The organism is Pseudomonas sp. GM30, from assembly GCF_000282275.2.
Taxonomy (GTDB): domain Bacteria; phylum Pseudomonadota; class Gammaproteobacteria; order Pseudomonadales; family Pseudomonadaceae; genus Aquipseudomonas.
This window is the reverse complement of record NZ_AKJP02000028.1, coordinates 248796-261545: the sequence shown is the minus strand read 5'-3', so window position 1 is coordinate 261545 and position 12750 is coordinate 248796. Positions and strand designations below refer to the sequence as shown.

Here is a 12750-nt window from a genome sequence, read left to right as displayed (position 1 = left end):
GCAAAGAAACGCCGCCATGATAACCAGTCGGGGGCCGCTTGTCCGGCCCGGTCGCTCGATGACCCCAGCCGAAAGCAGAATTTGAGTGGAGATGAGCATGAGTGCAGTTCAAAGCGTCGGCCCGCAAGCATTGCCGGCACTGCAGGAACAGGTCGAGCAGATCATCGCCGAAGCCAGGCGTCAGGGCGCCAGTGCCTGTGAAGTCGCAGTGTCGCTGGAGCAGGGTTTGTCGACGTCGGTGCGCCAGCGCGAGGTCGAGACGGTCGAGTTCAATCGTGACCAGGGCTTCGGCATCACCCTGTACGTCGGCCAGCGCAAAGGCTCGGCCAGCACCTCCGCCACCGGGCCGGACGCGATTCGTGAAACCGTTGCCGCTGCACTGGCGATCGCCAAACATACCTCTGAAGACGAAGCCTCGGGCCTCGCCGATGCCGCGCTGATGGCCAGGGATGTGCAGGATTTCGATCTGTTCCACGAATGGGACATTACCCCGGAACAGGCGATCGAGAAGGCGTTGCTCTGTGAAGCCGCCGCGTTCGACGCCGATGCGCGCATCAAGAACGCTGACGGCACCACCCTCAGCACGCATCAGGGCTGCCGAGTGTACGGCAACAGCCACGGTTTCATCGGTGGTTACGCGTCGACCCGGCACAGCCTGAGCTGCGTGATGATCGCCGAAGCCGATGGCCAGATGCAGCGCGATTACTGGTATGACGTCAATCGCCAGGGCAGCCTGCTGGCGGATCCGGTGAGCATCGGCCAGCGTGCCGCGCAAAGGGCGGCGAGCCGACTGGGCGCGCGTCCGGTGCCGACCTGCGAAGTGCCGGTGCTGTTTTCCGCCGAGCTGGCGGGCGGCTTGTTCGGCAGCTTCCTGTCGGCGGTGTCCGGCGGCAGTCTGTATCGCAAATCATCGTTCCTCGAAGGCACGCTGGGGCAGAAGCTGTTTCCGGAATGGCTGACCATCGATGAGCGTCCACACCTGATGCGCGCCATGGGCAGTGCGTCCTACGACGGTGATGGTCTGGCCACCTATGCCAAACCGTTCGTCGAGAAGGGCGAGTTGGTGTCGTACATTCTCGGCACCTACTCCGGGCGCAAACTCGGCATGCCGAGCACCGCCAACGCCGGTGGTGTGCACAACCTGTTCGTCACTCACGGTGATGAAGACCAGGCGGCGCTGTTGAAGCGCATGGGCCGTGGCTTGTTGGTTACCGAGTTGATGGGCCATGGCTTGAACATGGTGACCGGCGATTACTCGCGCGGCGCGGCGGGTTTCTGGGTCGAGAACGGCGAAATCCAGTTCGCGGTGCAGGAAGTGACCATCGCCGGCAACATGCGCGACATGTTCAAGCAGATCGTCGCGGTCGGTAATGATCTGGAGCTGCGCAGCAATATTCGTACGGGTTCGGTGTTGATCGAACGGATGACTGTCGCGGGCAGCTAAGCTCCCATCTGCACAAAAAAAGGCGCGCCATCCACCCGGATGGCGCGCCTTTTTCATGTCCGCCCTGTAGGAGCTGCCGCAGGCTGCGATCTTTTGATCTTGTGTGTAAAAGCAAAATCAAAAGATCGCAGCCTGCGGCAGCTCCTACACAGCGCTCTTGTTTTGGTTCTCATTATCATCTAATAATGAATCTCATCTCCGAACGAGTCCCGGATCATGAGTTCTGCCTTGCACGAGCAGCCGTACCTCGAAAGCTGGCGCTGGATGAGTCGCCAGATCCGTTGCGCGATGGATCCTGACGAACCGCGCCTGATCGAACATTACCTGGCCGAAGGCCGTTATCTGGCCTGTTGTACGGCAACTTCCCCGTGGACCATCGCTGAAACCTCCTTCCGTTTGCTGATCGACACAGCCACCGACATTGCCTTGCCGTGGCACTGGCGCAGCCTGTGTCTCGATCAAGCCTGGCGCCCGCTGCGTGAAATGGAGCGCCTGTCGCTGTGCAACTGCCGGCTCCAGCGCTGGCAACGCTACACCTGGCAATTGGCGACCTGCGAATTGCTTCCCTCGATTCCTCTCATTGAATTAGTCCAAGGATTTACCGATGACCAAGACACGTATTGAGCGCGACAGCATGGGCGAACTGCAGGTGCCGGTGGACGCTCTCTACGGCGCGCAGACCCAGCGCGCAGTGGATAACTTCCCGATCAGCGGCAAGCCGATGCCGATGCAATTCATTCGCGCACTGATCCTCGCCAAAGCCGCCGCCGCCCGGGCCAACGTCGAACTCAATCAGCTCAGCGCCGCGCAAGGCAAGGCCATCAGCGACGCCGCGCAAGGCTTGCTCGAAGGCGATTTCATGCAGCATTTTCCGGTGGATATCTTCCAGACCGGTTCCGGCACCAGCTCCAACATGAACGCCAACGAAGTGATCGCGACCCTCGCCAGCCGCCTGCTCGGCGAGCCGGTCAACCCGAACGATCACGTCAACTGCGGCCAGAGCAGCAACGACATCATTCCGACCACCATCCACGTCAGCGCCGCCCTGGCGTTGCACGAACAACTGCTGCCGGCGCTGTTGCATCTGGTGCAGGTCATCGAAAACAAAGCCAGACAGGTACACCACCACGTCAAAACCGGCCGCACCCATTTGATGGACGCGATGCCAGTGCGCATGAGCCAGGTGCTCAATGGCTGGGCGCAGCAACTCAAGGCCAACATCGCTCATCTCCAGGATTTGCTGCCGAGCCTGCAATCGCTGGCGCAGGGCGGCACGGCGGTCGGCACCGGGATCAATGCGCATCCGGAATTCGCTGCGCGTTTCAGCCGCCAGCTCAGTCAGCTGACAAATGTGCAATTCACTCCGGGCAAGGATCTGTTCGCCCTGATCGGCTCGCAGGACACCGCCGTTGCGGTCTCCGGTCAGCTCAAGGCCACGGCCGTGTCGCTGATGAAAATCGCCAATGACCTGCGCTGGATGAACTCCGGCCCGCTCGCCGGTCTCGGCGAAATCGAGCTGGAGGGCCTGCAGCCGGGTTCGTCGATCATGCCGGGCAAGGTCAATCCGGTCATCCCGGAAGCCACCGCCATGGTCGCCGCACAGGTGATCGGCAACGATTCGGTGATCACCATCGCCGGCCAGTCGGGCAACTTCGAACTCAATGTAATGCTGCCGATCATCGCCCAGAACCTGCTGAGCAGCATCGAGCTGCTGGCCAATTCCAGCCGTTTGCTTGGTGACAAGGCCATCGCCAGCTTCAAGGTCAACGAGTCGCGGCTCAAGGAAGCGCTGTCGCGTAATCCGATTCTGGTCACCGCGCTCAACCCGATCATCGGCTACCAGAAAGCCGCTGAAATCGCCAAGCAGGCCTACAAGCAAGGGCGTCCGGTGATCGACGTCGCCCTGGAACACACTGACTTGTCGCGCAGCCAACTGGAAGAGTTGCTCAATCCCGAGAAACTCACCGCCGGCGGCGTGTAAATCCCGCAACCGCTTTGGAGGCTCACCATGGAGCACTGGAAACGCACGATCGAACGAGCCAATCGCTGCTTCATGCTGGGCGAGCTGATCGATGCCCGCGAGGCTTACTTGCAGGCCCTGGCCCTGGCGCAAGTGCTGTTCGAACGCTGGGCCGATGCCGACGAAGCGGTGGCGGCCTGCGTCATCTCCCATCACAACCTGGCGGATCTGCACCTGCGCCTGAACCAGCCGGAGGAGAGCGCCGAGTACCTCTGCGCGATCCACCAGCGGCTGTTGCAGACCATGCAGGACGAGCGCCTGCGCCCGGCCCTGCGGGAAGCGGCGCTGCGCCAGAGCAGCAAGACCTACGTCGAACTGCTGAATTTCATCAGCGAACACGGCGAGTATCCGCGCACCCAGCGCCTGCTGCACCCGGACACCGGCAATGCACGCCGCGCGTCAGCCTCACATCACCATGGAGTCCACTGAAATGGCTTTTACCTTGCCTGCCTTGCCGTACGCCTACGACGCCCTGGAACCGCACATCGATGCGCAAACCATGGAGATTCACTACACCAAGCATCACCAGACCTACATCAACAACCTCAATGCCGCCGTCGAAGGCACCGAGTACGCCGAGTGGCCGGTGGAAAAACTGGTCGCCAGCGTTCAGCAGTTGCCGGAAAAACTCCGCGCGGCGGTGATCAACCAGGGCGGCGGCCACGCCAACCATTCGTTGTTCTGGGAAGTCATGGTGCCCAACGGCGGTGGCAAGCCGGACGGTGCGCTGGCCAAGGCGATCGAGGAGCAACTGGGCGGTCTCGACAGTTTCAAGGAAGCCTTCACCAAAGCCGCGTTGACCCGTTTCGGCAGTGGCTGGGCCTGGCTCAGCGTGACTCCGGAGAAGAAACTTATCGTGGAAAGCAGCGGCAATCAGGACAGCCCGTTGATGAGCGGCAATACGCCGATTCTGGGTTTGGATGTCTGGGAACATGCCTACTACTTGCGTTACCAGAACCGTCGCCCGGAATACATCAACGCGTTCTACAACGTGATCAATTGGCCTGAAGTTGCCGCGCGCTATCAGGCGGCACTCGTTTAAGTCATCTATAAAAACAATCCAAGGCTGACTATGGGCACTGAAACACTGGCGATTGGCGGTGGGCGCATGTTTCGTTACGCGGTCGGGTCGCTGTTGCTGCTGGCGGGCATCACCTTGCTCGCGGCGCATGGGCTGGAATGGCTGGATCTGCAGCCGAAACTGTCGCGGGCCTTGCAGGGTGGCGCGATCTGCGCCCTCGGCACGGCGCTCGGTGCGGTGCCGGTGCTGGTGATCCGGCGCATGCCGCAGAGGCTCAGCGATACGCTGCTGGGCTTCGGTGCCGGCGTGATGCTGGCGGCGACCGCTTTTTCGCTGATCGTGCCGGGCATTGCCGCCGCCGAAAGTCTGGGCCTGACACCCTGGGCCGCCAGTGGTCTGATCTGCTTCGGCATCATGCTCGGTGCATTCGCTCTGTATCTGGTGGATCTGAAACTGTCCGGCGCCTCACCGGAAATGCTCGTCGGTACCCCCGAGCACCCGGTGATTCCGCCGCGGATCTGGCTGTTCGTCTTCGCCATCATTGCCCACAACATTCCCGAAGGCATGGCAGTCGGGGTATCGGCCGGTGGCGGCATGCCGGATGCCGACAGTCTGGCGATGGGCATCGCCTTGCAGGATGTGCCGGAGGGATTGGTGATTGCGCTGGTACTGGCGGGGGCAGGAATGTCGCGGGTCAGAGCGTTCTTGATCGGTGCGGCTTCAGGGCTGGTCGAGCCGGTGTTTGCACTTCTGTGCGCGTGGCTGGTCAGTCTGGCGGAGCTGTTATTGCCGTTGGGGCTGGCGCTGGCGGCGGGGGCGATGTTGTTGGTGGTGACGCATGAGATCATCCCGGAATCGCGCCGCCATGGGCATGACAAGCTGGCCAGCCTAGGCTTGCTGATCGGCTTCTGTCTGATGATGGTGATGGATACCGCATTGGGCTGAAAAAAGATCGCAGCCTTCGGCAGTTCCTACATTGGATTGCGTTCACTGTAGGAGCTGCCGCAGGCTGCGATCTTTTAACGTTCAACCGCCTTCGTCGAAGTAGTTGTTGATCAACGCCACCAGCGCATCCAGCGCTTCCTGTTCCTGATGTCCTTCAGTACTCAAATATATTTTGGTGCCTTTACCGGCGGCCAGCATCATCATCGCCATGATGCTTTTGCCATCCACCGTGGTTTCCGGTGTGCGACCCACTCTGATCGTGCAATCCGGGAACTGCCCCGCCACCCCGACGAACTTGGCCGACGCTCGGGCATGCAGGCCCAGTTTATTGATGATTTCGATTTCCAGAGCAGGCATCGCGGTGTGAATCCTTTAAGTGAGGTCGCGGTGGCGAACCTGGACGTTCTTCAGGGTTTTCTGCAGGGCCTGACCCAGGCGTTCGGTCAGGTAAACGGAGCGGTGATGTCCGCCAGTGCAGCCAATGGCAATGGTGACATAGGCGCGATTGCTCGCCGCAAAGCGCGGCAACCATTTATTCAGGTAGCCGTATATGTCCTGGAACATCTCTTCGACCTCCGGCTGCGTCGCCAGATACTCGGCGACCGGTGCGTCGAGTCCGGATTGTGCGCGCAATTCAGGCTTCCAGTACGGATTGGGCAGGCAGCGCACGTCGAACACCAGATCCGCGTCCACCGGCATGCCGCGCTTGAAACCGAACGATTCAACCAGAAATGCCGTCCCCGGCTCCGGCTGGTTCAGCAGGCGCAGTTTGATGGTATCGCGCAACTGGTACAGATTCAGATTGGTGGTGTTGACCTTGAGATCGGCCAGGTCGGCAATCGGGCCGAGCAGGGCGGTTTCATCTTCGATCGCTTCGGCCAGTGAGCGGTTGGCGGTGCTCAGCGGGTGGCGACGGCGGGTTTCCGAGAAGCGTTTGAGCAAGGTTTCTTCGTCGGCATCCAGATACAGCACATCACACTGGATGTGTCGGGCGCGGACTTCTTCGAGCAACTCGGGGAAGCGTGACAAATGACTCGGCAGGTTTCGCGCATCGATCGACACAGCCACCAACGGCTGAGCCAGCTCGGTATGAATCAGGGCGCGTTCGGCGAGCTCCGGCAGCAGACCGGCCGGCAAGTTGTCGATGCAGTAGTAGCCGTTGTCCTCAAGAACATTCAGGGCGGTACTTTTACCCGAGCCGGAGCGGCCGCTGACGATGATCAAGCGCATGATTAGTGACCGTTCTGCTCGCTCAGGACGACCTGATACAAGGCTTCATTGCTCGGTGCGCTACGCAGTTTTTCGCGCACTTCCTTGCGATCGAGCATGCTGGCGATCTGGCGCAGTAATTCCAGATGAGCATCGGTGGCGGCTTCCGGGACCAGCAGAACGAACAGCAGGTCAACCGGTGCGCCGTCGATTGCATCGAAATCGATGGGCGCTTCAAGGTGCATCAAAGCGCTGATAGGCGCTTCGCAGCCTTTGAGACGACAGTGGGGGATGGCGATGCCGTTGCCGAAACCGGTGGAACCGAGTTTCTCACGGGCGATCAGCGCTTCGAAGACATCTTGCATCTCCAGATCCGGCACTTCGCGGGCGATCAGGTTGGCAATCTGTTCGAGGGCTTTCTTTTTACTGCCGCCCGGCACGTTCACCAGGGAACGGCCGGGGGTCAGGATACTTTCAAGTCGGATCATGGGGGTGGGGGTTATCGACCGGTAGCGCCCTGAAGCAGGCTCTGGGTCTTTTCCTTATGCTTTTTGAGTTGTTTATCAAGCTTGTCGGTCAGCGCGTCGATCGCTGCGTACATGTCGGTATGTTCCGCGTTTGCGACGACCTCGTTGCCGGGAATATGCAGCGTGGCTTCGATTTTCTGCTTCAGCTTTTCGACGCACATCGTGACTTGCACGTTGGTGATCTTGTCGAAATGCCCCTCCAGCCTCTTGAGCTTTTGCTCAACGTATTCACGAAGAGGTTGGGTCACTTCCAGTTGGTGTCCACTGATGTTGACTTGCATACAGCTTCTCCTTCGTTGCCAGTGCATAAAGCGGCAGGCCGAACAGCCTGCCACTGGAACGCTGTAACGTGGCTTACATCAACCGCTTGCGTTCGCTCGAAGGCGCGATCCCTAGGGATTCACGGTACTTGGCGACGGTGCGGCGAGCCACCTGAATGCCTTGTGCCTCCAGTAAACCAGCGATCTTGCTGTCACTCAACGGCTTTTTCTGATTTTCCGCTGCAACCAGTTTTTTGATGATCGCGCGGATCGCCGTGGACGAGCATTCACCGCCTTCGGAGGTGCTTACATGGCTGGAGAAAAAGTATTTCAGTTCATAAATGCCCCGTGGGGTATGCATGAATTTCTGCGTGGTGACCCGGGAAATCGTCGATTCGTGCATGCCTACCGCTTCGGCGATGTCGTGCAGGACCAACGGCTTCATGGCTTCGTCGCCGTATTCCAGGAAACCGCGCTGATGCTCGACGATCTGGGTGGCCACTTTCATCAGGGTTTCGTTGCGGCTCTGCAGGCTCTTGATGAACCAGCGTGCTTCTTGCAACTGGTTGCGCATGAAGGTGTTGTCGGCGCTGGTGTCGGCGCGACGGACGAAACCGGCGTACTGCGCGTTGACCCGCAAACGGGGCACCGACTCCTGATTCAATTCGACCAGCCAGCGCTCGTTGTCCTTGCGCACAATGACGTCGGGCACCACGTACTCGGCTTCGGTCGATTCGATCTGTGAGCCCGGGCGTGGATTGAGGCTTTGCACCAGTTCGATGACCTGACGCAGCTCGTCTTCCTTGAGCTTCATGCGCCGCATCAACTGGCTGTAGTCACGACTGCCGAGCAGATCGATGTAATCGCTGACCAGACGTTTGGCTTCGTTGAGCCACGGAGTCTTGGCCGGGAGCTGACGCAGTTGCAGCAACAGACATTCGCCGAGGTTGCGCGCGCCGATGCCGGCGGGTTCGAACTGCTGGATGCGGTGCAGAACGGCCTCGATCTCGTCCAGCTCGATGTCGAGCTCCGGATCAAAGGCGTCGAGGATTTCTTCGAGGGTTTCGTCGAGGTAGCCCTGATTGTTGATGCAATCGATCAGGGTCACGGCGATCAGGCGGTCGGTGTCGGACATCGGCGCCAGGTTCAATTGCCAGAGCAAATGGCTTTGCAGGCTTTCGCCGGCGGAGGTGCGGGTGGTGAAGTCCCACTCGTCGTCATCGCTGCTGGGCAGGCTGCTGGCGCTGGTCTGGTAGACGTCTTCCCAAGCGGTATCAACGGGCAGTTCGTTAGGAATGCGCTCGTTCCATTCGCCATCTTCCAGGTTGTCCACCGTCGGAGCGGTTTCCTGATAGGAGGGTTCCTGAATGTCGGTGTTGGGTTTTTGTTCGGCGTTGTCGGCCAAAGGATCGGAGTTGTCGAAGTCGTCGCCTTCTTCCTGGCGTTCGAGCATCGGATTGGATTCCAGGGCCTCCTGGATTTCCTGTTGCAGGTCCAGGGTCGACAATTGGAGCAGGCGGATGGCCTGTTGCAGCTGCGGTGTCATCGTCAGCTGCTGGCCCATTCTCAAGACTAGCGATGGTTTCATGGCAGGGGCTTAACACCTTATTCGCCGGCGCGCATGCGCCATCCACTACAGGGCGCCGGAGCGCCAAACTTAAGCAAATTATATGCCTGAAACTGTCGTGTTTGCCTAGAGCGCTGTAACAATTAAAGCGTATTAAATCCTGCTTGAATCGATACAGCGCCCGGGCGGCTCGCTTAGAGGCGGAACTCGTGGCCCAGGTACACTTCCTTCACCAGATCGTTGGCAAGGATGGTCGCCGCATCGCCTTCGGCGATCAGTTGACCGTCGTTGACGATGTAGGCGGTTTCGCAGATATCCAGGGTCTCACGCACGTTGTGGTCGGTGATCAGTACACCGATGCCCTTGGCCTTGAGGTGGTGGATGATCTGCTTGATGTCGCCAACCGAAATCGGGTCGACACCGGCGAACGGTTCGTCGAGCAGGATGAATTTCGGTGCGGTCGCCAGGGCGCGGGCGATTTCCACCCGGCGGCGTTCACCACCGGACAGGCTCATGCCGAGGTTGTCGCGGATGTGGCTGATATGGAACTCCTGCAGCAGGCTTTCCAGTTCCTTGCGACGACCGGCCTTGTCGAGTTCCGTGCGGGTTTCGAGGATGGCCATGATGTTATCGGCCACCGACAGTTTGCGGAAGATCGACGCTTCTTGCGGCAGATAGCCGATACCGGCCTTGGCACGACCGTGCATCGGCTGATGGCTGACGTCCAGATCATCGATCAGCACGCGACCCTGATCGGCCTGCACCAGACCGACGATCATGTAGAAGCAGGTGGTCTTGCCGGCGCCGTTCGGGCCGAGCAGGCCAACGATCTGGCCGCTGTCGATCGACAGGCTGACGTCGCGCACAACCTGGCGGCTTTTATAGGCCTTGGCCAGGTGTTGGGCTTTCAGAGTTGCCATTACTGGGTCTTCTCGTCGGTTTTCTTCTTCGGCTGGATCACCATGTCGATGCGCGGACGCGCTTCGGTGACTTTGCTACCGGTAGCGCGACCGGCACTGGCCAGCTTCTTCACTGTGTCATAGACGATTTTCTCGCCCTGAGTGGTGTTGTTGTCCTTGTCGACAACCTTGGCCTTGTCGATCAGCACGACGCGGTTTTGCGCGGCGTGGTACTGGATCGTCACGCCCCAGCCTTGTACCGGCTTTTTGTCGCCCTGAGTCTGCAACTGCTCGAAGTAGGCAAGGTTGCCCACCGAGGTCACCACGTCGATATCACCGGTCGGGGTACGGGTGATGGTCACCGTATTGCCCTTAACGATCATCGAACCCTGGGTGATGATCACGTCACCTTTATAGGTGGCGATGCCATTCTTGTCGTCCAGTTGGGCGTCGTCGGCCTGAATGCGGATAGGTTGCTGCTGATCGTTCGGCAGAGCCCAGGCGCTCACGCTTCCCAGTGCTGCGCCCAGACTGAGCAAAATAGGGAGGGTTTTAACGAGCCTCATACTGTCCTCTTACGTTCGATTGCAGGTGTATCCTGCTGTCCTTCAAATACGCCTTCATTCCCACGCCAGTCGATACACCGCCAGCGCCGTCGATTCTAACGGGTTGCTCGGTCTGCGCATATTGCTGCTGAGGGAACACCGTCATGCGTGTGCTGGTGATCAGGGTGTCGCGGTTCTTTTCATCGGTGCGCTTGATGCGTACCGAGTCGATCAATTCTACCTGCGTTCCGTCCGGATTCACTTCGCCGCGCTCGCTGGTCACGTGCCATGGAAACTCGGTGCCGCGATACATGTTCAGGTCCGGTTTGGTAACCAGAGTTACATCCGTCGCTTTCAGGTGTTCGGCCTTGTCGGAGGTCATTTCGTACTGCACTTTGCCGTCCGGCAGGTATTGCAGGGTATGCGTATTGGTGGCGTACCAGTCGATTGCAGTGTCTTCGACCTTGACCGCAGGTTTGTCGAGGAACCGTTCCGGACTGATGTTCCAGTAGCCGACCGCCGCAAACATGGCAGCGATACAGCCGAACAGCAGGAAGTTGCGAAATTTTTTGCTAAACATGGTCTGGCTCACAGGTACGCGGCGTTGGCCGCATCGAGGCGGCCCTGGGCGCGCAGGATCAATTCGCAGAATTCACGGGCGGCACCTTCGCCACCGCGGGCCCGAGTGACGCCATGGGCGTGTTCGCGCACGAAATCGGCGGCATTGGCGACGGCCATGCCCAAGCCTACGCGGCGGATCACCGGCAGGTCAGGCAAGTCGTCACCGAGGTAGGCGACCTGTTCATAGCTTAGGCCCAGTTGCGCCAGTAGACCGTCCAGAACCACCAATTTGTCTTCGCGGCCCTGAAACAGGTGCGGGATGCCGAGGTTCTTCGCCCGGCGTTCAACCACCGGCGTCTTGCGGCCGCTGATGATGGCGGTTTCGACACCGGCATTCATCAGCATCTTGATGCCCTGGCCGTCGAGGGTGTTGAAGGTCTTGAATTCGCTGCCGTCTTCGAGGAAGTACAGGCGCCCGTCGGTGAGGACGCCGTCGACGTCGAACACCGCCAGTTTGATCGCTTTGCCGCGTTGCAGCAGATCGGTGGTCATTACATCACTCCTGCACGCAGCAGATCGGAGAGGTTGAAGGCGCCGATCGGGCGATCTTCTTCGTCCACGACCACCAGTGCGTTGATTCGGTGGTCTTCCATGATTTTCAGCGCTTCGGCGGCGAGCATCTCGGGCCGTGCGGTCTTGCCGTGTGCGGTCATGACCTGGTCGATGGTGGCGCTGTGGATGTCGATGCTGCGATCCAGGGTGCGGCGCAAGTCGCCGTCGGTAAAGATCCCGGCCAGCTTGCCATCTGCTTCAACGATCGCGGTCATGCCCAGACCCTTGCGGGTCATTTCCATCAGCGCGTCTTTGAGCAGGGTGCCGCGCTGCACTTGCGGCAGCTCTTGCCCGGCATGCATGACGTTTTCCACTTTCAGCAGCAGGCGTCGACCCAGAGCGCCGCCCGGGTGCGAAAAAGCAAAATCTTCGGCAGTGAAACCGCGCGCTTCCAGCAGCGCCACCGCCAGGGCATCACCCATGACCAGCGCCGCAGTGGTCGAAGAGGTCGGTGCCAGGTTCAGCGGGCAGGCTTCGTGCTCGACGTGAACGTTGAGATTGACTTCGGCGGCCTTGGCGAGCGGCGACTGCGGATTGCCGGTGAGGCTGATCAACTGGATGCCGAGGCGCTTGATCAATGGCAGCAGGGTGACGATTTCGTTGGTCGAGCCGGAGTTGGAGAGGGCGAGGATCACGTCGTCGCGGGTGATCATGCCCATGTCGCCATGGCTGGCTTCGGCCGGGTGGACGAAAAATGCCGGGGTGCCGGTGCTGGCCAGGGTTGCGGCAATCTTGTTGCCGACGTGCCCGGATTTGCCCATGCCGACCACCACCACACGGCCTTTGCTGGCCAGAATCATCTCGCAAGCGCGTACGAAATCGGCGTCGATATGGGGCAACAAGCCTTGTACGGCTTCCACTTCGAGGCGGATGGTGCGTTGTGCCGATTGAATCAGGTCGCTGGATTGGCTCATGTCAGAAATCGTATAGCCCGATGAAAAGGCGGCGATTATAGCGGTTATGTTGAAAAGCCTCACGCAAGTTCGTCGTGCTTTGTCATTCCTTGTCACCAAAACCCTGAAAAAGCGCGGGCGGGCCTGTCATGTCGCTGAACACAGAGGGGCATGGGCCTTGGGCGCTTGGCCTTTGCAGTGATATAGTTCGCCGCCAGTTCGGCCTGCCCGGGAGGTATGTGCTTTC

General features: G+C 59.9%; 16 protein-coding genes. 6 read left to right on the top strand and 10 right to left on the bottom strand.

The window, feature by feature from the left end; genetic code table 11:
• Positions 1-97: 97 nt before the first annotated feature.
• The 6 genes from pmbA (at position 98) to PMI25_RS20950 (ending at position 5430) form a co-directional block, all read left to right on the top strand.
• Positions 98-1444 carry a metalloprotease PmbA gene (pmbA, locus tag PMI25_RS20975; protein ID WP_007961590.1) on the top strand — a complete coding sequence of 449 codons (1347 nt, stop codon included), beginning with the start codon at positions 98-100 and terminating at the stop codon, positions 1442-1444.
• Positions 1445-1660: 216 nt separating this feature from the next.
• Positions 1661-2068, top strand: a complete 408-nt coding sequence (locus PMI25_RS20970) for a hypothetical protein (protein ID WP_007967195.1) — start codon at positions 1661-1663, stop codon at positions 2066-2068.
• On the top strand, positions 2049-3425 hold the full coding sequence (locus PMI25_RS20965; RefSeq protein ID WP_007967197.1) for a class II fumarate hydratase: 1377 nt from the start codon (positions 2049-2051) through the stop codon (positions 3423-3425). Before PMI25_RS20970 ends, PMI25_RS20965 begins: the two co-directional genes overlap by 20 nt.
• A 27-nt stretch (positions 3426-3452) precedes the next feature.
• Entirely contained in the window at positions 3453-3893 is a 441-nt protein-coding gene (locus tag PMI25_RS20960; protein WP_007967199.1) for a hypothetical protein, read from the top strand.
• 1 nt (position 3894) lies between these two features.
• Entirely contained in the window at positions 3895-4506 is a 612-nt protein-coding gene (locus PMI25_RS20955; RefSeq protein WP_007967201.1) for a superoxide dismutase, read from the top strand.
• 30 nt (positions 4507-4536) lie between these two features.
• Positions 4537-5430 carry a ZIP family metal transporter gene (locus PMI25_RS20950; RefSeq protein WP_007967203.1) on the top strand — a complete coding sequence of 298 codons (894 nt, stop codon included), beginning with the start codon at positions 4537-4539 and terminating at the stop codon, positions 5428-5430.
• An 81-nt stretch (positions 5431-5511) separates the two neighbouring features.
• Here PMI25_RS20950 and PMI25_RS20945 read toward each other — a convergent pair whose 3' ends face one another.
• From PMI25_RS20945 to PMI25_RS20900, 10 genes are all read right to left on the bottom strand, one after another.
• Positions 5512-5787, bottom strand: coding sequence for an HPr family phosphocarrier protein (locus tag PMI25_RS20945; RefSeq protein ID WP_003221684.1), 276 nt, complete (start codon positions 5785-5787; stop codon positions 5512-5514).
• Positions 5788-5802: 15 nt separating this feature from the next.
• On the bottom strand, positions 5803-6660 hold the full coding sequence (rapZ, locus tag PMI25_RS20940) for an RNase adapter RapZ (protein ID WP_007967205.1): 858 nt from the start codon (positions 6658-6660) through the stop codon (positions 5803-5805).
• Between the two features lie 2 nt (positions 6661-6662).
• Positions 6663-7127 (bottom strand): PTS IIA-like nitrogen regulatory protein PtsN, encoded by a 465-nt coding sequence (gene ptsN / locus PMI25_RS20935; RefSeq protein ID WP_007967207.1) that lies wholly within the window; start codon positions 7125-7127, stop codon positions 6663-6665.
• Between the two features lie 11 nt (positions 7128-7138).
• On the bottom strand, positions 7139-7447 hold the full coding sequence (gene hpf / locus PMI25_RS20930; protein WP_007953578.1) for a ribosome hibernation-promoting factor, HPF/YfiA family: 309 nt from the start codon (positions 7445-7447) through the stop codon (positions 7139-7141).
• A 73-nt stretch (positions 7448-7520) separates the two neighbouring features.
• Positions 7521-9014 (bottom strand): RNA polymerase factor sigma-54, encoded by a 1494-nt coding sequence (locus tag PMI25_RS20925; protein WP_045122144.1) that lies wholly within the window; start codon positions 9012-9014, stop codon positions 7521-7523.
• A gap of 173 nt (positions 9015-9187) precedes the next feature.
• Positions 9188-9913, bottom strand: coding sequence for an LPS export ABC transporter ATP-binding protein (gene lptB / locus PMI25_RS20920; RefSeq protein WP_007967211.1), 726 nt, complete (start codon positions 9911-9913; stop codon positions 9188-9190).
• Entirely contained in the window at positions 9913-10458 is a 546-nt protein-coding gene (lptA, locus tag PMI25_RS20915; RefSeq protein ID WP_007967212.1) for a lipopolysaccharide transport periplasmic protein LptA, read from the bottom strand. The genes lptB and lptA overlap by 1 nt, the downstream gene beginning before the upstream one ends.
• Positions 10445-11017: an LPS export ABC transporter periplasmic protein LptC gene (lptC, locus tag PMI25_RS20910; protein ID WP_007967214.1), complete on the bottom strand. Its 573-nt coding sequence runs from the start codon at positions 11015-11017 to the stop codon at positions 10445-10447. Before lptC ends, lptA begins: the two co-directional genes overlap by 14 nt.
• Positions 11018-11025: 8 nt before the next feature.
• Positions 11026-11550: a KdsC family phosphatase gene (locus PMI25_RS20905; protein WP_007967216.1), complete on the bottom strand. Its 525-nt coding sequence runs from the start codon at positions 11548-11550 to the stop codon at positions 11026-11028.
• Positions 11550-12524 carry a KpsF/GutQ family sugar-phosphate isomerase gene (locus PMI25_RS20900; RefSeq protein ID WP_007967217.1) on the bottom strand — a complete coding sequence of 325 codons (975 nt, stop codon included), beginning with the start codon at positions 12522-12524 and terminating at the stop codon, positions 11550-11552. The genes PMI25_RS20905 and PMI25_RS20900 overlap by 1 nt, the downstream gene beginning before the upstream one ends.
• Positions 12525-12750 lie beyond the last annotated feature (226 nt).

What these genes read in the sequence shown, in the direction of transcription:
- PMI25_RS20900 (WP_007967217.1), bottom strand. Translation starts at nt 12,524, where the DNA reads ATGAGCCAATCCAGCGACCTGATTCAATCGGCACAACGCACCATCCGC.
- PMI25_RS20945 (WP_003221684.1), bottom strand. Translation starts at nt 5,787, where the DNA reads ATGCCTGCTCTGGAAATCGAAATCATCAATAAACTGGGCCTGCATGCC.
- PMI25_RS20970 (WP_007967195.1), top strand. Translation starts at nt 1,661, where the DNA reads ATGAGTTCTGCCTTGCACGAGCAGCCGTACCTCGAAAGCTGGCGCTGG.
- lptB (WP_007967211.1), bottom strand. Translation starts at nt 9,913, where the DNA reads ATGGCAACTCTGAAAGCCCAACACCTGGCCAAGGCCTATAAAAGCCGC.
- PMI25_RS20955 (WP_007967201.1), top strand. Translation starts at nt 3,895, where the DNA reads ATGGCTTTTACCTTGCCTGCCTTGCCGTACGCCTACGACGCCCTGGAA.
- PMI25_RS20965 (WP_007967197.1), top strand. Translation starts at nt 2,049, where the DNA reads ATGACCAAGACACGTATTGAGCGCGACAGCATGGGCGAACTGCAGGTG.
- rapZ (WP_007967205.1), bottom strand. Translation starts at nt 6,660, where the DNA reads ATGCGCTTGATCATCGTCAGCGGCCGCTCCGGCTCGGGTAAAAGTACC.
- lptA (WP_007967212.1), bottom strand. Translation starts at nt 10,458, where the DNA reads ATGAGGCTCGTTAAAACCCTCCCTATTTTGCTCAGTCTGGGCGCAGCA.
- lptC (WP_007967214.1), bottom strand. Translation starts at nt 11,017, where the DNA reads ATGTTTAGCAAAAAATTTCGCAACTTCCTGCTGTTCGGCTGTATCGCT.
- PMI25_RS20950 (WP_007967203.1), top strand. Translation starts at nt 4,537, where the DNA reads ATGGGCACTGAAACACTGGCGATTGGCGGTGGGCGCATGTTTCGTTAC.
- ptsN (WP_007967207.1), bottom strand. Translation starts at nt 7,127, where the DNA reads ATGATCCGACTTGAAAGTATCCTGACCCCCGGCCGTTCCCTGGTGAAC.
- PMI25_RS20925 (WP_045122144.1), bottom strand. Translation starts at nt 9,014, where the DNA reads ATGAAACCATCGCTAGTCTTGAGAATGGGCCAGCAGCTGACGATGACA.
- PMI25_RS20960 (WP_007967199.1), top strand. Translation starts at nt 3,453, where the DNA reads ATGGAGCACTGGAAACGCACGATCGAACGAGCCAATCGCTGCTTCATG.
- PMI25_RS20905 (WP_007967216.1), bottom strand. Translation starts at nt 11,550, where the DNA reads ATGACCACCGATCTGCTGCAACGCGGCAAAGCGATCAAACTGGCGGTG.
- pmbA (WP_007961590.1), top strand. Translation starts at nt 98, where the DNA reads ATGAGTGCAGTTCAAAGCGTCGGCCCGCAAGCATTGCCGGCACTGCAG.
- hpf (WP_007953578.1), bottom strand. Translation starts at nt 7,447, where the DNA reads ATGCAAGTCAACATCAGTGGACACCAACTGGAAGTGACCCAACCTCTT.